Annotated in this window: 19 protein-coding genes; 15 read left to right on the top strand and 4 right to left on the bottom strand. The window is 66.3% G+C overall.

The features are described 5' to 3' along the window. The first annotated feature begins 149 nt into the window (after positions 1-149). A complete protein-coding gene (locus tag ACPDIT_RS09025; RefSeq protein ID WP_423442873.1) occupies positions 150-1,793 on the top strand; it encodes an L-lactate permease in 1,644 nt (547 codons plus the stop codon). A 24-nt stretch (positions 1,794-1,817) separates the two neighbouring features. On the opposite strand, the gene ACPDIT_RS09030 is transcribed toward ACPDIT_RS09025, so the two are convergent. Then, positions 1,818-2,567, bottom strand: a complete 750-nt coding sequence (locus ACPDIT_RS09030) for a sulfite exporter TauE/SafE family protein (RefSeq protein ID WP_423442874.1) — start codon at positions 2,565-2,567, stop codon at positions 1,818-1,820. A gap of 102 nt (positions 2,568-2,669) precedes the next feature. On the opposite strand from ACPDIT_RS09030, the gene ACPDIT_RS09035 reads away from it, so the two are divergent. The 9 genes from ACPDIT_RS09035 to ACPDIT_RS09075 all read left to right on the top strand — a co-directional run bounded on the left by ACPDIT_RS09035 (position 2,670) and on the right by ACPDIT_RS09075 (position 15,353). After that, complete coding sequence (locus ACPDIT_RS09035; RefSeq protein ID WP_423442875.1) at positions 2,670-3,800, top strand: M20 family metallopeptidase; 1,131 nt, start codon at positions 2,670-2,672, stop codon at positions 3,798-3,800. 24 nt (positions 3,801-3,824) lie between these two features. Continuing rightward, positions 3,825-5,150 carry a lipopolysaccharide biosynthesis protein gene (locus ACPDIT_RS09040; protein WP_423442876.1) on the top strand — a complete coding sequence of 442 codons (1,326 nt, stop codon included), beginning with the start codon at positions 3,825-3,827 and terminating at the stop codon, positions 5,148-5,150. Positions 5,151-5,391: 241 nt separating this feature from the next. Beyond that, positions 5,392-6,159 (top strand): 6-phosphogluconolactonase, encoded by a 768-nt coding sequence (locus tag ACPDIT_RS09045; protein ID WP_423442877.1) that lies wholly within the window; start codon positions 5,392-5,394, stop codon positions 6,157-6,159. Positions 6,160-6,177: 18 nt separating this feature from the next. Then, entirely contained in the window at positions 6,178-7,113 is a 936-nt protein-coding gene (locus ACPDIT_RS09050) for an ROK family protein (RefSeq protein WP_423442878.1), read from the top strand. 43 nt (positions 7,114-7,156) lie between these two features. Continuing rightward, on the top strand, positions 7,157-8,254 hold the full coding sequence (locus ACPDIT_RS09055) for a Gfo/Idh/MocA family protein (protein ID WP_423442879.1): 1,098 nt from the start codon (positions 7,157-7,159) through the stop codon (positions 8,252-8,254). A 278-nt stretch (positions 8,255-8,532) separates the two neighbouring features. Then, positions 8,533-9,252 (top strand): tetratricopeptide repeat protein, encoded by a 720-nt coding sequence (locus ACPDIT_RS09060; RefSeq protein ID WP_423442880.1) that lies wholly within the window; start codon positions 8,533-8,535, stop codon positions 9,250-9,252. 45 nt (positions 9,253-9,297) lie between these two features. Further along, complete coding sequence (locus ACPDIT_RS09065; RefSeq protein ID WP_423442881.1) at positions 9,298-10,587, top strand: UDP-glucose dehydrogenase family protein; 1,290 nt, start codon at positions 9,298-9,300, stop codon at positions 10,585-10,587. Between the two features lie 30 nt (positions 10,588-10,617). Then, positions 10,618-11,103, top strand: a complete 486-nt coding sequence (gene mutT, locus ACPDIT_RS09070) for an 8-oxo-dGTP diphosphatase MutT (RefSeq protein WP_423442882.1) — start codon at positions 10,618-10,620, stop codon at positions 11,101-11,103. Between the two features lie 602 nt (positions 11,104-11,705). Beyond that, a complete protein-coding gene (locus ACPDIT_RS09075; RefSeq protein WP_423442883.1) occupies positions 11,706-15,353 on the top strand; it encodes a glycosyl hydrolase in 3,648 nt (1,215 codons plus the stop codon). Positions 15,354-15,386: 33 nt separating this feature from the next. On the opposite strand, the gene ACPDIT_RS09080 is transcribed toward ACPDIT_RS09075, so the two are convergent. Then, positions 15,387-16,016: a hypothetical protein gene (locus ACPDIT_RS09080; protein WP_423442884.1), complete on the bottom strand. Its 630-nt coding sequence runs from the start codon at positions 16,014-16,016 to the stop codon at positions 15,387-15,389. Positions 16,017-16,557: 541 nt separating this feature from the next. Here ACPDIT_RS09080 and ACPDIT_RS09085 point away from each other — a divergent pair. From ACPDIT_RS09085 to ACPDIT_RS09105, 5 genes are all read left to right on the top strand, one after another. Then, complete coding sequence (locus tag ACPDIT_RS09085) at positions 16,558-16,974, top strand: cupin domain-containing protein (protein ID WP_423442885.1); 417 nt, start codon at positions 16,558-16,560, stop codon at positions 16,972-16,974. Positions 16,975-17,026: 52 nt separating this feature from the next. Continuing rightward, complete coding sequence (gene dprA, locus ACPDIT_RS09090; RefSeq protein WP_423442886.1) at positions 17,027-18,133, top strand: DNA-processing protein DprA; 1,107 nt, start codon at positions 17,027-17,029, stop codon at positions 18,131-18,133. Between the two features lie 48 nt (positions 18,134-18,181). After that, positions 18,182-19,174 carry an NADPH:quinone reductase gene (locus ACPDIT_RS09095; protein ID WP_423442887.1) on the top strand — a complete coding sequence of 331 codons (993 nt, stop codon included), beginning with the start codon at positions 18,182-18,184 and terminating at the stop codon, positions 19,172-19,174. Between the two features lie 98 nt (positions 19,175-19,272). Then, a complete protein-coding gene (locus tag ACPDIT_RS09100) occupies positions 19,273-20,256 on the top strand; it encodes a GDP-mannose 4,6-dehydratase (protein WP_423442888.1) in 984 nt (327 codons plus the stop codon). 37 nt (positions 20,257-20,293) lie between these two features. Next, complete coding sequence (locus ACPDIT_RS09105) at positions 20,294-21,583, top strand: glutamate-5-semialdehyde dehydrogenase (protein ID WP_423442889.1); 1,290 nt, start codon at positions 20,294-20,296, stop codon at positions 21,581-21,583. A gap of 49 nt (positions 21,584-21,632) precedes the next feature. Here ACPDIT_RS09105 and ACPDIT_RS09110 read toward each other — a convergent pair whose 3' ends face one another. Further along, positions 21,633-22,247 (bottom strand): 5-formyltetrahydrofolate cyclo-ligase, encoded by a 615-nt coding sequence (locus tag ACPDIT_RS09110; protein WP_423442890.1) that lies wholly within the window; start codon positions 22,245-22,247, stop codon positions 21,633-21,635. A 4-nt stretch (positions 22,248-22,251) separates the two neighbouring features. Then, the gene (locus tag ACPDIT_RS09115) at positions 22,252-23,565 is read right to left on the bottom strand and encodes a replication-associated recombination protein A (RefSeq protein WP_423442891.1); all 1,314 of its coding nucleotides are present in this window, start codon (positions 23,563-23,565) and stop codon (positions 22,252-22,254) included. Positions 23,566-23,718 lie beyond the last annotated feature (153 nt).

The raw sequence follows: 23,718 nt of genomic DNA on the forward strand, positions 1-23,718 counted from the left end.
TGCCGGCTCGAATCCTCTCCGGGGCGCGCGTGGAACGTGATGGGCTTGCGAGTCGGAGGATTTGCGGTGGACGCGGTACGAATTTTGACTGCCCGTTGCGGTTTGCGTTCTTGACCCCGGAGGCGGGTTCGATTTCAAAGGGGCCATCCATGCCGCCGGAATTGACCTGGTCCCAACACTACACGCCGCTGGGGGATTTGGGGCGTTCGGCCATGGCGGCGTCGGTTCCGCTGTTGACGTTGCTGGCGCTGCTGGGGGTGTGGCGCGTGCGTGCACCCCTGGCGGCGTTGGCGGCGCTTGGCGTGGCTGCGGCGCTGGCAACCGGCATCTACGGCATGCCGGTCGCGCTGGCGGGCGCCGCCGCGTTGCATGGTGCGGCCTTTGGCCTGTTCCCCATCGGCTGGGTCGTTTTGAACGCCATGTTCCTGTATCGGGTCTCGTGGGAGACGGGCGGATTTGCAGAGATGCAGCGACGATTGGCCGGCGTTTCGGCCGACCGGCGGATCCAGGCGCTACTGATCGCGTTTTGTTTCGGGGCGTTTGTGGAGGGCCTGGCGGGTTTCGGGGCGCCCGTGGCCGTCACGGGTGCGCTGATGATCGGCCTGGGGTTTCGACCCCTGGAGGCAGCCGTGCTCGCACTCATCGGGAACACGGCCCCGGTGGCCTTTGGTTCGGTCGGGATTCCGATTGTCACGTTGTCGCGCGTGACGGGTCTGGATGAAGTGACCCTGGGCGCGATGGTGGGACGCCAATTACCGTGGGTGGCCGTGGTGGTGCCCTTTTGGTTGGTGTGGGCGCAGAGCGGCTGGCGCGGCATGGTGGGCGTCTGGCCGGCCTGCTTGGTGACCGGGTGCAGTTTTGCCGTGCTGCAGTTTCTCGTGAGCAACCTGCACGGTCCGTGGTTGGTGGACATTGTGGCGAGCCTGGGGAGTCTGGGTGCGACCCTTCTTTTGTTGCGGTGGTGGCGTCCGGCCGAGATTCAGCCGGTCTCGGGCTCGGGAGTTTGGCCGGTCAGCGGCACGGGGATGCCGGGGTGGCGGGCGGCCCTGCCGTGGATCTGCTTTGCGGGGTTGGTGGCGCTGAGTACGTTGAAACCGATTCGCGATACGCTGGATGGCTGGTTCGCACCGCGCTGGCCGGTGCCGGCGTTGCACGAGGCGGTCATCAAAGTGCCGCCCGCGGCCCCTGAGCCGACCGCCGAGCCCGCGTGGTACCGTCTCAATTTGCTGTCGGCCAGCGGGACGGCGGTCGGTCTGGCTGCAATCCTCAGCGGGCTCGGGCTCGGGCTGCGGCCGGGCGCATTGGTGCGGCTGTACGGTCAGACGCTTCGCCGGGTTCGGGTCTCGCTGGTGACGATTGCCCTGATGTTGGCGCTGGGTTTTGTGACGCGCTACAGCGGTACGGACACCACGCTCGGGTTGGCGCTGGCGACCACCGGCCCGTGGTTTCCGTTTTTCTCGCCGCTTCTGGGCTGGTTGGGCGTGGCCCTGACGGGCAGCGACACTTCGTCCAACGTGTTGTTCGGGCATTTGCAGAAGGTGACCGCGGAACAATTGGGCCTCTCGCCGGTGATGATGGCCGCGGCCAACAGCGCCGGAGGTGTGATGGGCAAGATGGTCGATGCCCAGAGCATTGTGGTGGCGAGCGTGGCGACGGGCGGCCGGCCGGACAGCCCGGACGTGGGCACGGTGCTGCGGGCGGTGTTCTGGCACAGCGTGGGGCTGGCGTTGCTGTTGGCCACGGTGATCTGGGTTCAGGCACGCTGGTTCCCGGGAATCGTGCCGGGTTCCTAGCATCCGGAGCCGGTGCGGGCCCGGTCAAAAACGGAAATTGAAGATCAACTGCAGCCCCGTCAGAAACAGGGTGGCCAGAACGATTCGGGCGAAGGCCGCTTCGGAAAAGCGGCGATTGAGTCGGACCCCCAACCAGACCCCGAGCGGGACCAGGGGAAAGTAGAGCAGCCCCTGGGTCAGGGTGTGGACGGTGATGACGCCGTTGGCGACGAAGAACGGCACCTTGATCCAGTTGATCCACGTGAACACCAGCACGGTGGTGCCGACAAAAATCTCTTTGGGCAGACGTTGGGGGACCAGGAACATGCTCACGACCGGCCCGGCCCCATGGGCGAAGCTCGAGGTAACCCCCGCAGCCAGACCGAAGAGGAAGCCGAGCCCGGCATTGGGTTGAAAGGCGCCTTCCACGCGGAAAATCCGGTCGCGAAACACTTGGAAGATCACGAATCCCACCGCGATCCCACCGATGGCCACGTTCAACTCCCGCGCGGTGAAACGGCCGATCCAGTGCACCCCCAGGACAACACCCATCACCACCCCCGGCAACAGGTACCACAGATTGCGCGCCTCCCATTTGCGCCAGTAGTAGTACATCGAAAAGGCGTCGCCGGCGCACAGCAGCGGCAACAGCATCCCGATGGCGTCGCGGGACGGAAACGCCAGCGCGCACAACGGGGTGGTCAACATCCCGAGGCCGCCTCCGAAGCCCGCCTTGGACAACCCAATGAACAGCACGGCCAGGCCGGCCAACAGATGGTCTTCCCAGTTTGGCACCCGCACCGTTTAGGGCGGGGCGCCCGGGTTGTCCAGCCCTTCCCCGCGGCAGCGGTGTCGGACTTGGCCGGTTCTGCGGGATTGGGCTAGACTGCGCGCCGCATGTCGCGTGTGGTTCAGTGGTTGGCGGAGCTGGTGGAGCTGCCCAGTGTCAATCCGGCCTTCGCGCCTCCCGGGGTGGCGTGGGCCGGAGAACAACGCGTGGCGGCGTACGTCATCGACCGGGCCCGGCGAGCGGGCCTGGACGTCGAGACGCAGCCGGTTCAGGACGATCGGTGCAACGTGCTGGTGCGATTGACCCCTCCGGAGCGCGCCCAACACCGCGTGGTGCTGGCCCCGCACATGGACACCGTCACGGTGACCGAGGAGGCACAGTTCCGCGTCCGCCGACGCGGGAATCGGCTGTATGGACGGGGGGCGTGTGACACCAAGGCATCGCTGGCGGCCATGCTTTCTGCGTTGGCGCGGGTGGCACGTGGTCGCCGTCGTCCCCGGCGAACGGAGGTGGTGTTGGCCGCCCTGGTTGACGAGGAATACGGGCAGACCGGCTCGCGTCGGCTGGCCGCGCAACGTTGGTCCGTGGACCTGGCGGTGGTGGGCGAGCCCACGCGCCTGCGTGTGGTCACGGCGCACAAGGGAAGCGTGTGGGTGCGCGTCGAGGTCCGGGGCCGTGCCGCCCACGCAGCCACGCCGGAGCAGGGCCAAAACGCGATCGCGAAGATTGCGCGGGTGATCCTGGCGGTGGAAGAGGATTATGCCGGGATCCTTGGCGGCAGACGCCATCCGTTGCTGGGGTCCCCGACCGTCTCGGTGGGGCGCGTGGAGGGGGGCACCCAGCCCAACATTGTGGCGGATGCGGCGTGGGTGGAACTGGATCGGCGAACCCTGCCGGGCGAGACGCCCCGCGGGGTGCTTCGCGAACTGCAAACGTTCCTGCGTCAACGGGGGCTACGGGCCCAGGTGACCCCGATGGCCAAGGCTGAATCGCCCCCTTTGGAAACGCCGGTCGATCATCCCTGGGTGGACCGGTTTTTGCGGGCCATGCGACAGCGCCGGGTGTATGGGGTGCCGTACTTCTGCGATGCTGCGATTCTCTCGGCGGGCGGGATGCCGGCCGTGGTGTACGGTCCGGGCCACATTGCCCAAGCCCATACGGCGGAGGAATGGGTGCACCTGGCGGAGGTGGAACGGGCCGAACGCAGCCTCTGCAGATTCCTGGAGGATCTCCCCTGAACCGGGGCACCCGACTGTTTCTTCATGAGCACAACCGACTTGGCAGGCCACAAACTCAGCTCGGTGGCGGCGGACCGGGGCACGTTTTTCCGCCAGAGCAGCTGGCTCATGGTGGTCAACCTGGTCACGGGCATCGTGATGCTCGGGGTCCATTTCCTCGCCAAACTCATTCCCGAATCCGAGTACGCCACCGCGGTGACCCTGTTGACCTTGACGATGTTGATTCCGGCGATCCCGATGCAAATGGTGATTGCCCAGCAGACCGCGGCGGATCTGGCCCTGGACCGGCACCGCATTCTGGCCGGCAAGATTCGCGGCTTGTGGGGTTGGCTGACGCTGGCCTGGAGCGTGGGCGCCACCGTGGTGGTGGTTCTGGAACCGTTTTTGAGCCGGAAACTGACGATCGCCCATCCGTCGGCCATCTGGATCACCCTGCTGCTCATGTTGGGCTGTCTGTGGATGCCGATCGTGTGGGGGATGCTACAAGGCGCGCAGGACTTTTTCTGGTTGGGCCTTTCCATGCTGGCGAATGCGCTGGTGCGCGTGGGCACGGCCACGGCGCTGGTGTGGTGGTGGCGGCCCGAGGCCACGTCCATCCTGCTCGGGGCATTGTTGGGGGTGGCGGCGTCCGTCCTGCTGGGGTTGTGGGAAAGCCGTCGGATTTGGACCGGTCCGGCCGAGCCGCTCGCAGCCAGGGCGCTTTTGCGACAGACCCTGCCGCTGTTTTTGGGGTTTGGGGTGACGCTGTTCCTCTTCAGCGCCGACACGGTCTTCGTGAAATGGTGGTTTCCGGAGCAAACCGCTTATTACGCCAGCGCGGGTACGTTGTCCCGGGGCCTGATCTGGCTGGTGGGACCCTTGGCCGCTGTCATGTTTCCCAAGGTCGTGCGGAGCACCGTGCGGGCCGAGGACGGCAACCTGTTGGGCATCACCCTGACCGCAACGGCCATCCTTGTGGTGGTGGCCGGGGTGGGTCTTTGCCTGGTGGGGCCCTGGTTGGTGCGATTCGTGTACACGCGGGCGTATGTGGAGCCGACCATGGCGATCCTGCCATGGTACGCCGGGGCGATGCTGCCGCTGGCGTTGGCCAACGTCCTGGTCAATCATCTGTTGGCGCGCAATGATTATCGGGTGGTCCCGTGGCTGGTGGCGCTGGCCGTGGTGTACGTGCTGGGCTTGTTGACGTTTCATGCCAGCCCCACTCAGATCCTGCAGGTCCTCGGCGTGTCGTGCACCCTGATGTTCTTCATCTGCCTCTGGTTTGTATGGCATCCGCTGCCGCTGCGGGCGCCCGGCCCGGCCCCGGAACTGTCCCGATCCGATCTCGGTGGGGGGGCGTCCCTTTCTTGAGAGGGTGCCCCCGGGGCAGCCGCGGGCCGGCGTCGGGCGCGGTCGAGGCCGGCGAGGTTGGCCGACACGAGCTCGGGGTGCCCCCGTTGCTGGCGGGGTTGCTAGCATGCGGCGGTGCGGCGGATTGCCCGACGGCGGGCTCTCCCGATGGACAAGTTCGCACCAGCGGCCCAGATTCACTCTGATGAACGGACCAGCGCCATCCACAACGTGCCCGAGGGAAGAGGCAACCGGGGGTCCCGTGAACGTGGCAGAGCGGGCCGGGGCAGCTCGCGTCTTTCAACCGGAACTAGTGGTTTCCCCGGATGTGGAGACGATGAGTCGGCAGGCCCTGCGGCGGATCCTGGATGTCATCACGCAAAAACCGGATGCGTTGATCTGCCTGGCCACGGGAGCCTCACCGGCCCGGACCTATGCCTTGCTGGTGGAGGAGGGCCGACGCCAACCGGAGCTGCTGCAAAAGGTGCGCTGGCTGAAGCTTGACGAGTGGGCCGGACTGAGTCCGGACCATCCTGGTTCCAGCGAGCGGTATCTGTGGGAGCGGTTGCTGGGCCCCCTGCAGGTCAGGCCGGAGCAGTATTTCGGCTGGAACGGTCAGGCGACCGATCCGGCGGCGGAATGTCAGCGAATGGCAGCGTGGCTTGCCCGGCACGGGCCGATGGATCTGTGCATCCTGGGTCTCGGAAAAAACGGGCACCTGGCGATGAATGAACCGGCGGCGGCGTTGCAGCCGGGGCCGCACCTTGCCCGGCTCACTCCCGAAACGCAACAACATCCGATGCTGGCCGAGACCGGAGCTCGCGTGATGAGCGGCTTTACGCTGGGAATGGCCGATTTGCTGGCGTCCCGGCGGATCCTGCTGTTGGTCTGCGGAGAAGGCAAGGCGTCCGTACTGGCTCGGCTGTGGCGCGAACCCGTGATCACAACGGCCTTCCCTGCCTCGTTTTTATGGCTGCATCCCCGGGTGACGATTTGCTGCGATCGCGCAGCTGCGGCTGAGCTGGACTGAGTCTCGAGGGAGGAGGGCATGGACCGGCCGGGCGGGTCAGGGGGCTTCGCCGTGGGGATCGACATCGGCGGAACCAAGACGGCGGTGGGCCTCGTGGACGAGCAGGGAAGGGTGTTGGCCCGCTTGGAAATGCCCACCCGACCCGAACTGGGTTTCGAACGGGCGGTGCGCCAGTGGATCCGTGCGGTCGAACAATTGCTGGAACAGGTGCGATTGGAAACGACGCAGCTGCGCGGTATCGGCGTGGGCTGCGCGGGCCCGGTGGATCCCCGCACGGGCCGGATCCACAACCCTTATACACTGCCCGGATGGGAAGACTGCGACGTGGTTACGGCACTGCAGGAAAGGTTCGGGGTGAAGGTGCGACTGGAGAACGACGCGGATGCTGCCGTGGTGGGCGAATGGTGGGTGGGGGCAGCCCGGGGACACGACCCGGTGGTGATGCTGACATTTGGCACGGGCGTGGGCGGAGGGATTCTTCTCGGTGGGCGGATTTATCGCGGCAGCCGCGGCCAACATCCGGAGCTGGGCCACGTGCTGGTGAGCGAGAGCGGCCCGCGGTGCTACTGCGGGATGGAGGGCTGCCTGGAATCGCTGGCCTCGGGTACGGCCCTGGCAACTGCGGGGACCCCGCACGGTTGGACGGAGGCCTCCGCGGTGTTGACAGCGGCCGAGCAGGGCCATCCAGTTGCGCAGGCGATTGTGGCGCGCGCCACCCGGGCTGCGGCAGATGCCGCCTGGACATTGGCACATGCGGTTTTGCCCGCACGGTTCGTCCTCGGGGGCGGTCTGATGCGCCGTCTGTTCGACCGGTTTGCCGCGGCGATGCGGGAGCGCTGGGCCCGGGCCACCCAGATTCGTGGCCACTCCATCGAGGTGTGCCGCGCCGCTCTGGGCTCCGACGCCGGCCTGGTGGGTGCCGCCGCACTGGGCCTGGGAAGGTTGCCCGAATAGGAGCGGGCTGCACCGCGGCTGCCCTCGCACAGCAGACAGGCTTATGAAAGAATGTGTGCACGTCGGGCTCATCGGGTCGGGGTTCGTTTCCACCATCCACGCCGAGTCGCTGCAGCGTTGTCCGCATGCCGTCCTGACGGCCGTGGCTTCGCCGCGGCGCAACCGGGTGCGAGCCTTTGCCCGCAGGTTCGGCATCCCGCACGTGTTTACGGATTACCGCGAGCTCTTGCGAATGCCGGAACTGGACCTCGTGGTGATCGGTACGCCCAACGACCTCCATGCGCCCATGGCGATCGACGCAGCAGCGGCCGGCAAACATGTGGTCGTCGAGAAGCCCCTGTGCCTGAACCTGCGGGAGGCCGATCAGATGATCGACGCCTGTCGGAAGGGGCGGGTCAAACTGATGTATGCCGAAGAGCTTTGCTTCGCGCCGAAGTACGTCCGTCTGAAACAGCTCCTGGACAGCGGTGCCCTGGGCCGACCCACCTTGCTCAAGCAATCGGAGAAACACGACGGCCCCCACGCGGCTCATTTTTGGGACGTGAACCGGTCCGGCGGCGGGGTCGCGATGGACATGGGGTGTCACGCCATCGAGTTCTTCCGCTGGATGCTGGGCCGGCCCCGCATCGTATCGGTGTACGCGCAGATGGCCACCCGGGTGCATCGCCACCGCACACGCGGCGATGACAACGCGGTGATTCTGGTCGAGTTCGAAAACGGCGTGATCGGGCTGGCCGAGGAAAGCTGGACCAAACCCGGCGGCATGGACGACCGCGCCGAGGTGTACGGGGACCTGGGCGTGGCTTACGCGGATCTGCTCCATGGCAATGCCATCCTCGCGTACAGCCGGGTGGGCTACGACTACGCCGTGGAAAAAGCCGGGTCCACCGTGGGTTGGAGTTTCCCCATCTACGAGGAGGCCTGGAACTACGGATTTCCCCAGGAAATGGCGCACTTTGTGGACTGCGTCCGATTGGACCATCCGCCCGCCGTGACCGGGGAGGACGGTCGCGCGGTACTGGAAGCGATCTTCGCGGCCTACGCCTCGGCCCGGAAAGGGGCCAAGGTGGCCCTGCCTTTCCGCACCAGGGCCGCCAAGCCCTGGGACTTGTGGCAGGGCGGGGGCGGTCGGATGTCTTGAGGCCGGGGGCGTGCCCCCGGGGCAGCTAACGCACCTTCTCCACTGGCTGTGTGCCTGGAAGCTGTCTGGCCCGGTTGGGCGGGCGCCTTTCAGTGTCTGAGCCCCGAATTCAAGAATCCCAGGATAGTGCTGTTTTCCCTGGGTTGCGCCGTGCCGAGGATGCCCGACATGGCGCCAAGCATTTGGGCTTTCCAGAACCTGAATCGTGCCGGGTTCGAAAACGGCCGGGATTTCGGACTTGCCTTTGACGGGACCTGTCAGGAGATTGCGCGCTTATTATGGCAGCAACGGTTTCCGAACCGGCATGGTGGATCGAAGCGTTGGGGTGGCTGGAGCTTCGCAAGAAGCAGATCGGCTACGCAACCGTCGCGGTCCTGGTGTTGGCTCTGGGGATTTCTTATGCCCTGTACGCCCGCAGTCAGCGCGAGGTCGCGGCCGCGCGGGCCCTGTCCGAGGCCGTCGCGCCCATGTTGTTGGGGGAGACGCAGAGTCTGGCGTCGGGCCCCCTGTTGGAAGTGGCACAGCGGTATGCGGGAACCCGGGCGGGCGGACACGCGCTGTTGTTGGCGGCCACGGCGTTGTTTACCGAGGGCGACCTGGTGCGGGCCCAGGCACGGTTCGAGGAGTTCCTGCGCGAGTACCGGCAAAGTCCGTTGCTGAACCAGGCCGTGTTCGGGCTGGCCTCCTGTCTGCACGCGCAGGGCCGGACGAACGAGGCCATGGATCGATACCAGTCGCTGGCCGAGCGGCGCCTGGAGACCGACCCCGTGGTGTTTCTGGCACGGCTGCGGCTGGGGCAGCTCTGCGAGCAGCGGGGAGAATGGGAGCGGGCCCGGCGTTATTACGAGGAAGTCGCACGAGCGCTGCCGATGGCCGGGCTGGGAGGCGAAGCCCGGCTGTATCTGCAGGCCTTGCTGGAAGCGCATCCGGAGCTGGTCCCGTCGCAGCCCGGTGGGGAGAGCTCCACGAACGGGTTGACGCCGCCGACCCAACCCTAGCGCTGGAGCGGACCGGCCCGGGCAACGCAAGGGCGGGAGGTTCCCATGAAACTCAGCATCATCGGCACCGGTTACGTGGGGCTGACGACGGGAGCCTGCTTTGCCGAGGTGGGGCACGATGTCACCTGCGTGGACAACGATGAAGCGAAGGTGGCGCTGCTGAAGGCCGGCGGCATGCCGATTTACGAGCCGGGACTGGAGGAACTGGTGCAGCGGAACGTGGCCGCCGGCCGTCTCCGGTTCACCACCAGCATTGCCGAGGGGGTCGAACGGTCGCTGGTGATCTTCATCGCCGTGCCGACCCCTCCGCTGCCGGACGGATCGGTGGACTTGAGCATCATCGAGAAAGTGGCCCGCGAGATCGCCGCCTCGATGACCAGCTACAAGATCGTGGTGGACAAGAGCACGGTGCCGGTGCGTACGGGCGAAAAGGTGGCCGAAACGATTCGCCGTTACTGCCGCGCGCCCGTGGATTTCGACGTGGTGAGCAACCCGGAATTCCTGCGCGAGGGATTTGCCGTGGAGGATCTGATGCACCCGGACCGGATTGTCATCGGGGTGCGTTCCCAGCGGCCGGTGGCCGTCATGCGCGAGATTTACGAGCCGTTTCAGGCCCCCATCATCGTCACCGACCTCAACTCGGCCGAATTGATCAAGCACGCGTCGAATTCTTTCCTGGCACTCAAGATCTCCTACATCAACGCCATCTCGATCATTTGCGAGGCCACCGGCGCCAATGTGCAGGAAGTGGCCCTGGGCATGGGCATGGACCACCGGATCGGCCGCGAGTTTCTGCAGGCGGGGCTGGGATTCGGCGGCAGTTGTTTCCCCAAGGACCTGAGCGCCTTCATCAAGATCGCCGAACAGGTGGGCTACGATTTCCGCCTGTTGAAAGAGGTCCAGCGCATCAACGCCGAGCAGATGGACCGGTTCATGAAGAAGATCACCGACACGCTCTGGGTGCTCAAGGACAAGACCCTGGGCGTGCTGGGTCTGGCCTTCAAACAGAACACCGACGACGTGCGCATGTCGCCGGCCATCGAGCTGTGTCGGCGCCTGCTCAAGGAGGGTGCGCATTTGCGGGTGCACGATCCCCGGGCCATGGAGAAGGCACGGGCCGTGTTGCCGGAGGCCACCTACGTGGCCGACATGAACGAAGTGGCCGTGGGGTGCGACGCGCTGGTCATCGCCACGGAATGGGAGGAATTCAAGAAGCTGGACCTGGAACGAGCCCGCCGGGTGATGACCCATCCGATCATGTTCGACGGCCGGAATCTGTTCGACCCGCGCGAGATGGAGCGGCTGGGCTGGGTGTACAAGAGCGTGGGTCGTTGAGCGGGCGCGGCCGGCGCGCTGATGCTCCTCATGGACAAGGTTCCCGCAGTTTCCCCAGGGCCCCGCGTGGAAGTCTCCGCGGCCCTCCTGTTTCAGGGCGGCCGCCTGTTGATCACGCGTCGGCCGATGGGGTCGCATCTGGGCGGGCTGTGGGAGTTCCCCGGGGGCAAACGAGAGCCGGGCGAAACCTTCGAAGCCTGTCTGCAACGCGAATTGCGGGAGGAACTGGGGATTCGGGTTGCGGTGGGTCCGTGTTGGGCCACGGTGGAACACGCGTACCCGGAACGGACCGTGGAGATCCGATTCTTCCTCTGCCGACTTTTGTCGGGTCAGCCCCGGCCGCTCGGATGCAGCGCGATCAAATGGGTCGGGCGCCAAACGCTGCGTCGGCATCGGTTTCCCGCGGCGGACACGGCCATCTTGGAGCGGCTGGTTCGTACACCGGATTTGTGGCGGGAGGACTCCGTTCCCGGGCCGGAGGCAAGGAGCTTCGAATCGCAGCCGCGTGGCCGTTAAAGCGAACGGGCAGCCGCTCCCGGATTGCCGCAAATCCTCACCGGCCCGAAAGGCGATGGCGCGCTCCCTCGGCCCTGTCGCGAGTCAAGTTGTCGTTCGGCTTCCAAACCCTCGCATCGGAGACCTCCCGTCTGCAGGGGGAGGGTGGAGCGGAAAACCTGCAACCGCTGCAGCTACCGCCTGCGCACGCGGAATGGCATGTTGGCCCACGTTCACTTGCGGCTGCGGATGCTTTCCGGTCGGACGCACGGGGATGTCGCAAGCCTCGAGATCGCCGGCGGCCCGGGCCGGTGGATGTCACATCTGGTTCCGATGTCCCTCGGTGCATGACGGGCGGCTGTTCGTGTGCGACGGCGCAGAGGGCCGCGGCGGGAATGCCGGGTCTTGAGAAAGGAATCGCGGGACGACTCCGGGCTCGCTGGTGGCGCGGTCGGGCATTGAGCCTGGCGAGCTCACGGAGTTTTCGGGCCCTCGTTTTGGCGTTGCCCGGTGGCTGGAGGCGGGACCAAGCTCGGGGGCGAACCGGTTTTGAAACCAGGACTTGCGATGAGGCCTTGCGTGTTCAGGGACTTCTTGCTGCCGGGGGTCGGCGGCTTGAGCTTGTGGTTGAGCGTGGCGGGTGCGGCAGGTGCCTCCCCGTTGCCGAGCGTGGCGGCAGTGCATCGGCTCTTTGCGGCGCCCCCCGGGAATACTCCACGGGACCGCTCTGGGTTTGGAACGACTGGCTCACCGAGGAACAGGTGCGGCAGACGTTGCGCGACCTGGCCGGGCAGGGGATCCGCCAGGCCTTCGTTCATCCGCGACCCGGCCTGATGACCCCCTATTTGGAAGGGGATTGGTTTCGCCTCTGGGCAACGGCATTGGCGGAGGCCGAGCGGCTCGACATGAACCTCTGGATTTACGACGAGAACTCGTATCCGAGCGGATTCGCCGGAGGCTGGGTGCCCGAGGCGATGCCCGAGTCGCGGGGCCTGGGCCTGGTGTTTCGGGAAACTTCGGAACGGCCTGTGGTCAGCGACGATGTAGTGGCCGTGTACCGCCTGGATGGAACGCGGGCGGAAGACGTGACGGAACGCGTGCGGCAGGGGGAAGCGCCAAAGGGTGAGCGGTGGCTGGTGGCCCGTGTGGAACGGGCCGGAAACTCGCCCTGGCACGGCGGGCGCAGTTACGTGAACCTACTGACACCGGGGGTCACGGAGGCATTTCTGCGCCTCACCTTCGGCGGGTACGACCGGGTGGCGGGCCGGCATTACGGCCGCCGCGTTCCGGGCGTCTTCACGGACGAACCGCACGTGCAGCCGGCGGGCGGCTGGCCGTGGACGGCGGATCTGCCCGGCGTCTTTGCTGAAAGACGCGGATACGATTTGCGGCCGCATCTGGTCTCGTTGCACCTGCCGGTGGGGGACTGGCGTCGGGTGCGGCATGATTATGTGCGCACGGTGCACGAGTTGTTTGTGGAACGCTGGGCCCGGCCCTATTTCGAAGCATGCGAGGCGCGGGGACTGGAACTGACCGGCCATTACTGGGAGCACGAATGGCCCCGGGCTCTGCTCACCCCCGACAACATGGCCATGGCGGCCTGGCAGCACCGGCCCGGCATTGACATCCTGATGAATCAGTATGCCGAACACACGCACGCCCAGTTCGGCAATGTGCGGTCAGTGCGCGAGGTCGCCAGTGTGGCCCGCCAAATGGGGCGCGCCCGCTCGCTGGTGGAGGTTTACGGAGCCTCCGGATGGGACCTTCGCTTGGTGGACATGAAGCGCATTGGCGATTGGCTGTTGGCCCTCGGGGTCAACACGCTGAACGAGCATCTCTCGTATGTCACCATTCGCGGCGCCCGAAAGGCGGATCACCCGCCCAGTTTCTCGTATCATGCACCCTGGTGGCCGGCCTACCACTCGTTGACCCATTACTTTGCCCGGTTGTGCGCCGCCCTGACGCAAGGCGAAAGCCCGGCCAGCATTTTGGTCCTGGAACCCACCACCACCGCCTGGATGTATCAAGGGGATGCGGCACGGCTACAAGCGTTGGGAGACGGGTTCTTTGACCTGTTGCTGCGGCTGGAGGCGTCGCAGGTGGAATATGATTTTGGATCGGAAGACGTGTTGGCTCGAGTGGCCGCTGTGCAGGGACCGCGTTTGCGGGTCGGCGCGGCGTTGTATGATCTCGTGGTAATTCCGCCGGGCACGGAGACCCTTACCCGCACCACCTGGGAGCTGCTGACGCGGTATGCCCTGGCGGGCGGGCGGGTGTGGTGTGCCTCCACGAATCTGGAGTGCTGTGATGCGGTGCCCGGGCAGGGCCCGCAACGAATTGCGCGGGGTGCGGCCGGCTGGCGGCAGATCGGGGCGGCTGAATTGGTCGAGAACCTTGTAACGCATCAACTGCGTCAGGCGACCACCGTGGTGGCGCGGGAAGCCGGCGATCGCGGCAAATTGTTTCATCACCGGCGGCTGCTGGAGGACGGAGAGCTGCTGTTCCTGGTCAACACCAGCGCGGAACACGACTCGCGCGGCCAGGTCCTCTCGCGGTATGGGGCCGTTGAGGTATGGGATCCGCAGTCCGGTCAACGGCACGCGTTTCCCCGTCGAAGAGTGCAGGGCTGGTGGGTGACGGATTTCGAGCTGCCCCCCTGCGGGAGCCTCCTGTTGAGCCTCTCGGATCGGGCGGTGGCCTCGCACGTCACCGCCCAAGAGAGCGGGGTCGCACTGCCTCCCGAGGGACCGATGGTCGTGCGTCGACTCGATCCCAACGTGCTGAAACTCGACTTTGTCACGGTGACCGCGGGCGGAGAAACGCGATCGAATGTGTACGTATGGGAAGCGGCGCAGTTCGTGTTCCGACAGCACGGGTTTGCGGGGAATCCCTGGGACAGCGCGGTGCAGTTTCGCGACGAAACGTTGCGTCGCACATTCGCCGCGGACAGCGGGTTCGAAGCGACGTACGAGTTCGAGATTGCCGGGCCGGTGCCACCGGACCTGGCGCTGGTGGTCGAGCGCCCGGATCTCTACGAGGTCGATTGCAACGGACAGCGACTGGAACCGGACCCGGGGCGATGGTGGCTGGATCGAGCGTTCGGTTGGCTGCCTTTGAAGCATGCGGCCCGGTCCGGCCGGAACCTCGTGAGATTGCGGGCACGACCGTTCTCGCTCTGGCATGAACTGGAGTCCGTGTACGTCGTGGGCGGTTTTGCCCTGGAGGCCGGCGCGCGCGGGTTTTGCATCGTGCCGGACCGACCCTTGCAGCCGGGACGGCTGCGAAGCCCCGGCCGGGTCAGTGTGCAACCCGATGGGACCATGTGGCTGAGTGCCGGCATCGGCTACCTCTCCGGCCGATCGGATCCCGCTCCCTGGGTGGAATTCGACCTGGGGGGAGAGCCGCGGGCGGTGGATCGAATTCGCATTTGGAACTATGCAGAGGCGCACGTACGGGATTTGACGGGCCGCGGCGTACGCGATTTCCGAATCCGCGCCTCCACGCGCCGCGACGGCGTTTGGGATGTGGACGCGGGCCGGTGGGAGCTGGAGCGCGGCGATGCGGCGCAGGAACTCGAGGTCCGCCTGCCCCCGGTCCGATCTGTGCGGTTCGAGATTCTCAGGAATCATCAGGGGGTGGAGTACCCGGCCGGCGCGGATGCCCCCGACCACGCCTTTGTGGGGCTGGCAGAGGTCCAGTTCCTGGACCGAACCGGCCGCCCGATGGAGGTGCGGGTGGCCGGTGTCTCCAGCGAGTTGCTGCCGCATCGGCGTCTGGCCCGGCATCTGGTGGATGGCAGCGGGCTGGAACCAGACGCGCTGGGTTGGAACGACCAGGGTCATCCGTTCTATGGCGGCCGTGTCGCGTATGGGCAGGTTTACCGTGTGGAGTCCCGACGCGGCCGATTCGAGCTCTGCTTGCCGGAGTGGAATGGCAGCGTCGCAGAGGTGCGCGTCAACGGCCGGCTCGCGGGTTATGTGTGGTCTCCGCCATGGACCTGCGACGTGACCCGCGTTCTGCGGTCGGGATCCAACTGGGTCGAAGTGGTTGTCTACGGCACGTTGAAGAACACGCTGGGGCCGCATCACGGGCGACCGGCCTTGGGGACCGCCTGGCCGGGGATGTTTCGGACCGCTCCAAAGGAGGGCCCACCCCCGGGCCGCGAGTATCACACGGTCGCGTACGGCCTGTTTGGACCGTTGGAGCTGCGGCAGCGGGCGGAGCGGTCACCGCGCGGTGGGTCCGCTCAGAAGGTTCTGAGCGGCGGCTGAGAAGGCGCCCGGATCGCCGCGCAACCCTGCGGATCATTCCCGGGGCGGTTCGAGCAACACATCTTCCGGGCGGACGTCGAGGCATTCGTCCTGATCCTCCCAGATGACCGCCGGGTAAAAGTCGAGCAGCCGGGGCGCCAGATCGCTGCCCGCGCGCACAAGCAGGCGTTCGGCCTCTTCGGCGGCCTGATCCAGCGCGCGGTCATAATTGCCCACGGCTTTCCGCTGCCGATCGTCCCAGTGGGCCACGCCATGGACGGGTGCGTATTGGGCCGCCCACAATTCGAGATCGGGCCGCACATCCTCCGGGAGCTCCTCGAAAGGGACCAGAGTTTCATTGCAATGCTGGCAGAGCAGGCCGGTGTCCCGCACGTCACGCGTCAAAAGGGGAAGCATGGGAGCGCGGCAGCAGGGGGATTCCGGATAGGCGGCCGGAGGGGTGGCCAGCCGTTTCAACCACACGCCGCGTCGATGGGCCTCCTGGGCCGCCAACCGATACGCCGCCACCAGCGGATGGGACATCCGCCAGGCACGCCCCTGCAACTGACCCAGCGTTTGAGCCAGCCAGCGGGCCAGCGTCAGGTCGTCGAAGTCCCGAAATACCTCCCCGTACTCCTCCCACAAAATGTCCAGGGGTGAACGTTCGCCACTTTCGTTCGCCATCGAGCACAGGTTGGCGCAGCCGATGCACCTTGTCGAGCCGCTGCGGGCAAGTGAGGGTGCGCACGGCGGGCGCGCGGTCGGCGTTTCGGTGCGGAAGTCGATGAGCAGGAACCCCGAGAATATGAACTGCTGCCGCCCGGGCTTTTTGATGGGCGCACACAAAGGATCAGGCCGGGTTGGCCAATGGAACCCAGGCTCTGATCGTCGTGCGGCAACCGTTTCGCCAACGGGGCGCCGCACAAGTCCGGTGGCCGCGGAAGCCGACACACGGGGGCGCATCGAGCCCACGAGAATCGCGAGGACTGATCCGGAGTCGCGCTGTTTTCAACTCGGAGGCCGGCTTGTTCTGGCGCGCCGCCCTTGCGACAGGGACAGGAAAAAGGAGCAGCCGAAGAGGCTTCCGGGGCGCAGAGCGGTCCGAGAGCCAGGTCGCCCGGGGCCAGCCGGGTGCCGGTCTGCAGGTCGGGGAGAGGGCTGGGGAGCAGAGCACGCGGTTTCTTCTCTGGCGCCGCACGGCCGGGGTGCTAGGGTAAACGAAGTCATGGAAGCGCAAGTTTCGATCGAGCCTCTTCGTCTGGTCCGGGATGTACGGGGGTGGGTGGTGGAGCCGGTGGATGAACGGCATCTGGCGGGGCTGCGCAACGTGCATGTGGTGTGGACCGAACCGGGGCACGTGCGCGGCAACCATTATCATCGGGAGACCACCGAAATTTTGTTGGTGGTGGGCCCGGCCCGCGTGCGGTGGGTCAGCGGGGGGGCGGTGCAGGAGCTGATGGTGGCCGAAGGGGAGGCGCGGCGGTTGGTCTTCCCGCCCGGGGTGGCCCATGCCATTCAGAATATCGGCACGCGCCCCATGGTGCTGGCCTCGTTCACCGATCGTCCCCATGACCCCCAACAGCCGGACACCGTTCGGGTGGACCTGATCGTGCCGCAGGAAGGAGCAGTTCGTCAGGGCTGATGCGTTGGAGGCTTGCCCGCGGACGCTTGCCTGCGTTATTGCGTGCGGCGGCATGGACGAGCGCGAGGCCTTCATTGCCCTGAACATGATCGATCACATTGGGCCGGTGCGGGCCCGGCAGTTGTTGGAGCATTTCGGCTCGGCGGTTCGCGTTCTGCAGGCCTCCAGGGACGAGTTGTTGCGGGTGGAGGGCATCGGCGAGGAGACGGCCGAGGCCATCGTGCGCTGGGAGCAAACCGTGGATCTGAGCGGCGAGTTGCGGCGGATTCGCGAATTCGGCTGTCGCGTTTTGATCCAGTCGGACCCGGAGTATCCGGAACTGTTACGGCAGATTTACGACCCGCCGCTCGTACTCTACGTGAAAGGGCAGTTGCTGCCGCGCGACAAGAACGCGGTGGCGCTGGTGGGCTCGCGGCTGACCACGCATTACGGGTTGGAGGTGGCACGCAAGCTGGCCTACCAACTGGCCTACGTGGGAGTTACAGTGGTGAGCGGCGGCGCACGGGGCATCGATACGGCGGCCCACCAGGGCGCCCTGAGTGCGAAGGGCCGCACCGTGGCGGTGTTGGGCACCGGAATCAACCGCGTGACCCCGCCGGAAAACGCGGAACTCTTCCAGCGCATCGCCTCCCAGGGCGCGGTGATCACGCAGTTTCCCTTCGACCGACCGCCGGATCGGCAGAGCTTCCCCATTCGGAACCGGATCGTGGCCGGGATGACCCTGGGCACCGTGGTGGTGGAAGCCGGGCTGAACAGCGGCGCGCTGATCACGGCCGGTTTCGCCACCGACTATGGCCGACAGGTGTTTGCCGTGCCGGGGCGCATCGACTCCCCGCAGAGCAAGGGGTGTCACGATTTGATCAAGAAGGGCGCCAAGCTGTGTGAAAGTGTCGAGGACATCCTCAGCGAGTTCGAATACCTGTTTCCCCCTTCGAACCGACCGGGCCCGGAAACCGATGCCATGGCCGCCCGCGCTCTCGAGCTGTCGGAGGCCGAGCAGAAAGTCCTGGCGGCGGTGGGCTCCGAAGAACGTTTCGTCGACGAAATCATCCGCGACAGCGGATTGCCTGCGTCCACGGTTTCCGTGGCCCTGCTCGGGCTCGAAATGAAACGGCTGGTCCGGCAGTTGCCGGGCAAACGCTTTGTGCGCATCCGGTGAGGTGCCCGGCGGCTTGACAGGTGGGACGGCTCCGGTTTGGCTGGGCGCATGCGCGCAGCGTTCATCCGACGCACCGGCCCTCCGGAGGTCATCGAATACGGTGTGTTACCCGACCCGGTGGCCGGGCCGCGGCAATGCCTCATCCGCGTCCGTGCCGTGGACGTCAATCCCATTGACGTGTACGTGCGGGCGGGGATGGTTCCGGCCGCGCTGGAGTTCCCTTACATTCTGGGGCGCGACCTGGTGGGCGAAGTGATCGCCGTGGGCCCGGAGGTCCGCTCGTTCAAACCGGGAGATCGGGTCTGGGCAACCGGCCAGGGCTTCGCGGGTCGGCCGGGCACCTTTGCCGAGCTGGCCGCAGTGGACGAGGAATGGTTGCATCCGGTCCCGCCGGGCGTCAGCGACGAAGAAATGGTGGCGATGTCCCTGGTGGGGGTGACGGCGCATCTGGCGTTGTTTCAGTTTGCGCGTGTGCAACCGGGGGAGGTGGTCGTGATTCACGGGGCCGGAGGCGGGGTGGGATCGGCTGCTGTGCAGATGGCCCGGCTGGCCGGAGCCCGTGTCGTCGCCACCGCGGGTACGGAGGAAAAGGTGGCGGCCTGTCGCGAGCTGGGGGCTGCCCTGGCGCTTTCCTATCGCGCGGACAATCTCCCGGAAGCCATCCGGGCATTTGCGCCCGAGGGGGTGAACGTTTGGATCGAGACCGGTCGGAATCCCAATTTCGATCTCGCGGTGAGCCTGTTGGCCCTGCGCGGACGCATGGTGGTGTTGGCGGGACGCGAGGCGCGGCCGCCGTTTCCCGTGGGGCCGTTCTATGTCAAGAATGCCACGTTGTACGGCTTTGCCATGTTCAACGCGTCGGCCGCCGAGGTGGCACAATGTGCGGCGAAGATCAATGAGTGGATGGGCCAGGGGCGCCTGCGGATGCGGATTGCGCACGTGTTGCCGCTGTCGGAGGCGGCGCAGGCGCATCGGTGGCAGGAGGAGAGCACCGTGCTCGGCACGCGCACGTTGCACGGCAAAATCGTGTTGCGGCCATGAGACGTTTTTCGACCCGGGCGGGGGGACCGTTCGGGCGCACGCAGCCGGGGCGGTTGACGCCCTTGTGACCGGTGGGGCGGCGAGGGCGTGCGCGCATTATGAGAATTCTGGTAACCGGTGGGGCCGGGTTCATCGGGTCGCACTTGTGTGAGCGGCTCCTGGCGGCCGGTCATGCGGTGTGGGCCTTCGACAACCTGGATCCCTTTTACGACCCGGAACTGAAACGCCGCAACTTGCGAGAAATTGCCCGTGCCGGGGGTGCTTTCACCTTCGTCCAGGGCGACATCACGGAGCCGGAACCCCTGGGGAGCCTGTGCCGTGAGGCGGGTTTCGACCAGGTCATTCATCTGGCGGCGCGAGCCGGGGTGCGGCCGAGCCTCGAAGACCCGGCACTGTACCAGCGGGTGAACGTGGAGGGCACGGTCCGGGTACTGGAAGCGGCCCGGCGGAGCGGGGTGAGAAAGTTCATCCTGGCCTCCTCCTCTTCGGTGTATGGGTGCAATGCGAAAGTGCCGTTTGCAGAGCAGGATCCCGTCAGCGCGCCGATCTCGCCGTACGCGGCCAGCAAGGTGGCGTGTGAGGCTCTCGGCCATGTGTACCACCACCTGTATGGCCTGGACATTGTCATGCTGCGGTTCTTCACCGTGTACGGTCCGCGGCAGCGACCGGACCTGGCCATTCACAAGTTTGCCCGGCTGATCCAGGCCGGACAGCCCCTGCCGGTGTACGGAGACGGCTCCTCGGCACGCGATTACACCTACATCACCGACATCCTCGATGGCATCGAGGCCTGCATGCGCCAGTCCTTCGGTTTCGAAATCTTCAATCTCGGAGATTCGCGTCCGGTGCGGTTGGACGATTTGATTCGGTTGCTGGAACATGCGCTGGGCCGAAAAGCAGTCCGCCGAACGTTGCCGCCGCAGCCGGGAGATGTGCCGATCACCTACGCGGATCTGACCAAGGCCCGAGAACGACTGGGGTATCAGCCCCGGGTGCCCATCGAGGAGGGTATCCAACGGTTTGTGGAGTGGTTTCGCACCACCGGGGCGGGTGGGGCAAGGGGAGTGGCAACCTCGAGCTGACTTTCGCTGTGGGAGCGGACAGGCTAAGGTGATGGCCATGACGCTGACAGAGCAACTGACGGAGCTGGCCCGGCAGGCCAAAGCCGCATCCCGCGCGCTGGGGTTGTTGAGCACGGCGGAGAAAAACGCCTGTTTGCTGGCGATGGCCGAGGCGCTTGAGGCGGGGGAGGCGGACCTGCTGGAGGCCAATGCCGAGGACATGGCCCTGGCCACGGCGCAGGGGTTGCGCCCGGCCATGCTGGACCGACTCCGGCTCGATTCGGCCCGCATCCGCGCCATGGCACGAGGGCTGCGCGAAGTGGCGGCGCTGCCCGATCCGGTGGGACGTGTCCTGGAGGAGCGGGTCCGGCCCAACGGCTTGCGGCTGCAGAAGGTCAGCGTGCCCATCGGCGTCATCGTCATCATTTACGAGGCGCGGCCCAACGTCACCGCGGATGCGGCCGGCCTCTGCTTCAAGTCCGGGAACGCCACGATCCTCCGCGGCGGGCGCGAGGCGCAACGGTCCAACGAATGCATCGCCCGCCTCATGGTCTCGGCCGGCCAAGCCGCCCTCGGACCCCGCTTCCCCGCTCATGCCATTCAGGTCGTACCCACCCCGGACCGCGAGGCGATTCCCATTCTGTTGTCGCTGACCTCCTACGTGGATCTTTGCATTCCGCGCGGGGGCGAGGGGCTCATCCGGGCGGTGGCCGATTGCAGCAAGGTGCCGGTCATCAAGCATTACAAAGGCGTCTGCCACGTCTACGTGGATGGAGAGGCGGACCCGGACATGGCCGAGCAGATCGTGCTCAACGCCAAGTGCCAGCGACCGGCCGTCTGCAACGCCATGGAGACCCTGTTGGTGGACCGCAGAATCGCCCCGAGCTTTTTGCCGCGTATCGGGCGTGCCCTGGCCCAGCGCAAGGTCCAGTTGCGCGCCGACCCGGAAGCCCTGCAAGCCCTGCAACCTCTGCAGCGGGAGCTGGCCATGGAACTGCGACCCGCCAGTGAGCAGGATTGGTACACCGAATACAACGATCTCATCCTGAACGTGCGCGTGGTGGACGGCGTCCAGGCCGCCGTCGAGCACATCAACCACTACGGCAGTGCCCACAGCGACGCAATCGTTACCTCCAACGAAGCCACGGCCCGCCAATTCCTCGCCGGCGTGGATTCGGCCGCGGTGTACTGGAACGCCTCCACGCGTTTTACCGACGGAGGCGAGTTCGGCATGGGCGCCGAAATCGGGATCAGTACCGACAAGGTGGGCGCCCGCGGGCCCATGGGCCTGGAGGAACTCACCAGCTACAAGTGGATCGGCTTTGGGCAGGGGCAATTGCGAACCTGACCGGGGTTGAGGATGGAAGCCGGGTCCTTTCGCACTGGACTCGAACAAGTCATCGCCGCGGCGCTGTCGCGGCAAAGCAGCGGATCCACTCCGAAGGGGTAACCACGGCATCGACGCGAAGGTCGTGTTCCGCCACCGGCACGGCCTCGACCAACTGACACGCGAAAGCCACGCCGCAACGGAACGCCGGCGTCGCAGCGAGGATGCGATCATAATGGCCGGCGCCGCGGCCCAGGCGCCCGCCCCGGCGATCGAACGCCACCCCCGGCACGGCCAGCCAGTCCAGAGATTCCCAGGCCACGATCGGCAGCTCGGGCCGGGGTTCCAACACGCCGTAACGGCCGGCCACCAGGTCAGCGGCCGGGTCCTGAATCCTGGCGGCTACGTAGGTGCCGGTGTTCGAGTCCCACCGGGGCAGGACCAGCGTTTTGCCCCCGACCAGCGCTTCCTGCCAAAGCGGCCGCAGATCGGGTTCGTCCGGGAGCGGGGCAAAGAGGCCCACACACCTCGCCTGGGTCCACTCCCGGCTATGGCGAATGCGGTCGCAGACGGCCCGGCCCTGCGCTTCACGCGTGTGGGCGTCCATGGCGGCAAGCGCCCGGCGCACCTGCTGTCGCAGAGCGGCCTTGGCCTGCTGGAGAGAGTGGGAAGAATCCGGTGGCACAACCTCAGCGATCCGGTTCGCCCTCTGCATTCGAGGAGGCCTTGCCCCCGGCGCCGGAGCGCGCGCGGGCAAACTGGGCACGCCAGAACTCGACCCGTTCCCGGATCTTTTTCTCCGCACCCTGGTCGCCCGGCTCGTAGAAGACCTTGTCCACACCCAGATAGTCCTGGGCCACGAAGTGTCCCGGGAAATCATGGGCATATTGGTAGCCGGCGCCGTGACCCAGGCGCTCCGCTCCGGCATAGTGGGCATCCCGCAGCGCCCGGGGAACGGGCTGCGTTCGGTTTTGCCGGACGTCGGCCAGCGCGGCTTCGATGGCGCGATACGCACTGTTGCTCTTGTACGCCGTGGCGATGTACACGGTGGCTTCAGCCAGGGGAATCCGCGCCTCCGGCCAGCCGACGAACTCCGCCGCCTGTTGGGCCGCCACCGCCAGGACCAGCGCCATGGGATCCGCCAACCCCACATCTTCTGCAGCACAGATGACCAGCCTCCGGGCGATAAAACGCGGGTCTTCGCCGGCATGAATCATCTTGGCCAGCCAGTACAGGGCTGCATCCGGGTCACTGCCGCGCAGGGATTTGATGAACGCCGAGATCGTATCGTAATGGGCGTCGCCCGTGGCATCATAGACCACGGCTTTCTTTTGGATGCTTTGTTCGGCCTCGACACGGCCCACCCGAATCACGCCGTCGGATCCCGGAGGGGTGGTGAGGGCGGCGATTTCCAGGGCGTTGAGGGCCTTGCGGGCATCGCCATCGGCCACGCGCGCCAGGTGACGGAGGGCTTCCTCGCTCACCTCCAACCGAAGATACCCCAGCCCGCGTTCGGCATCGCTCAGGGCCCGGCGCAGCAGGACAAGAAGTTCCTCTTCCGACAAAGGTTGCAACTCGAAGATTTGCGAGCGGGACACCAGCGGCGCATTGACGAAGAAGAACGGGTTCTCGGTGGTGGCGCCGATCAGACGGATCACCCCGCTCTCCACCTCGGGCAGCAGCACGTCCTGCTGCGCGCGATTGAACCGATGGATCTCATCGAGGAACAAGATGGTGGGTTGACCGGTGTTGGCGAGCCGATGCGCCGCCCCGGTCAGAACCCGCCGCAAATCGCTTACGGTCGCCTCCACGCCACTCAACCGCTCGAAATGCGATCGGGTCCGTCGGGCAATGATCTGCGCCAACGACGTTTTGCCCGTGCCCGGGGGCCCATACAGGATCAGGGATTGAATCCGGTCGGCTTCGATCGCCCGGCGGAGCAGTTGGCCAGGGCCGAGGATGTGGGTTTGTCCCACGAATTCCTCAAGGGTGCGCGGGCGCATGCGCGCAGCCAGCGGCTCCTGCCGGGACGGGGGCCGTTCAATTCGGGCGTCCGGCCCCTGCCGGGATGGATGGAACAAATCGTTCTCGGGCACGGTCCCAAACTACCCCCGTGGACCGGGCGAGCCCAAGTGGGAAATGGCAGCACGCCGGGC

Source organism: Limisphaera sp. VF-2 (assembly GCF_049537125.1).
Classification (GTDB): Bacteria; Verrucomicrobiota; Verrucomicrobiia; order Limisphaerales; family Limisphaeraceae; genus Limisphaera.

Excerpts from the sequence above, each read along its gene's own strand:
- ACPDIT_RS09025 (WP_423442873.1), top strand. The coding sequence starts at position 150 with ATGCCGCCGGAATTGACCTGGTCCCAACACTACACGCCGCTGGGGGAT.
- ACPDIT_RS09035 (WP_423442875.1), top strand. The coding sequence starts at position 2,670 with ATGTCGCGTGTGGTTCAGTGGTTGGCGGAGCTGGTGGAGCTGCCCAGT.
- ACPDIT_RS09040 (WP_423442876.1), top strand. The coding sequence starts at position 3,825 with ATGAGCACAACCGACTTGGCAGGCCACAAACTCAGCTCGGTGGCGGCG.
- ACPDIT_RS09050 (WP_423442878.1), top strand. The coding sequence starts at position 6,178 with ATGGACCGGCCGGGCGGGTCAGGGGGCTTCGCCGTGGGGATCGACATC.
- ACPDIT_RS09055 (WP_423442879.1), top strand. The coding sequence starts at position 7,157 with ATGAAAGAATGTGTGCACGTCGGGCTCATCGGGTCGGGGTTCGTTTCC.
- ACPDIT_RS09060 (WP_423442880.1), top strand. The coding sequence starts at position 8,533 with ATGGCAGCAACGGTTTCCGAACCGGCATGGTGGATCGAAGCGTTGGGG.
- ACPDIT_RS09065 (WP_423442881.1), top strand. The coding sequence starts at position 9,298 with ATGAAACTCAGCATCATCGGCACCGGTTACGTGGGGCTGACGACGGGA.
- mutT (WP_423442882.1), top strand. The coding sequence starts at position 10,618 with ATGGACAAGGTTCCCGCAGTTTCCCCAGGGCCCCGCGTGGAAGTCTCC.
- ACPDIT_RS09080 (WP_423442884.1), bottom strand. The coding sequence starts at position 16,016 with ATGGCGAACGAAAGTGGCGAACGTTCACCCCTGGACATTTTGTGGGAG.
- ACPDIT_RS09085 (WP_423442885.1), top strand. The coding sequence starts at position 16,558 with ATGGAAGCGCAAGTTTCGATCGAGCCTCTTCGTCTGGTCCGGGATGTA.
- dprA (WP_423442886.1), top strand. The coding sequence starts at position 17,027 with ATGGACGAGCGCGAGGCCTTCATTGCCCTGAACATGATCGATCACATT.
- ACPDIT_RS09095 (WP_423442887.1), top strand. The coding sequence starts at position 18,182 with ATGCGCGCAGCGTTCATCCGACGCACCGGCCCTCCGGAGGTCATCGAA.
- ACPDIT_RS09100 (WP_423442888.1), top strand. The coding sequence starts at position 19,273 with ATGAGAATTCTGGTAACCGGTGGGGCCGGGTTCATCGGGTCGCACTTG.
- ACPDIT_RS09105 (WP_423442889.1), top strand. The coding sequence starts at position 20,294 with ATGACGCTGACAGAGCAACTGACGGAGCTGGCCCGGCAGGCCAAAGCC.
- ACPDIT_RS09115 (WP_423442891.1), bottom strand. The coding sequence starts at position 23,565 with ATGCGCCCGCGCACCCTTGAGGAATTCGTGGGACAAACCCACATCCTC.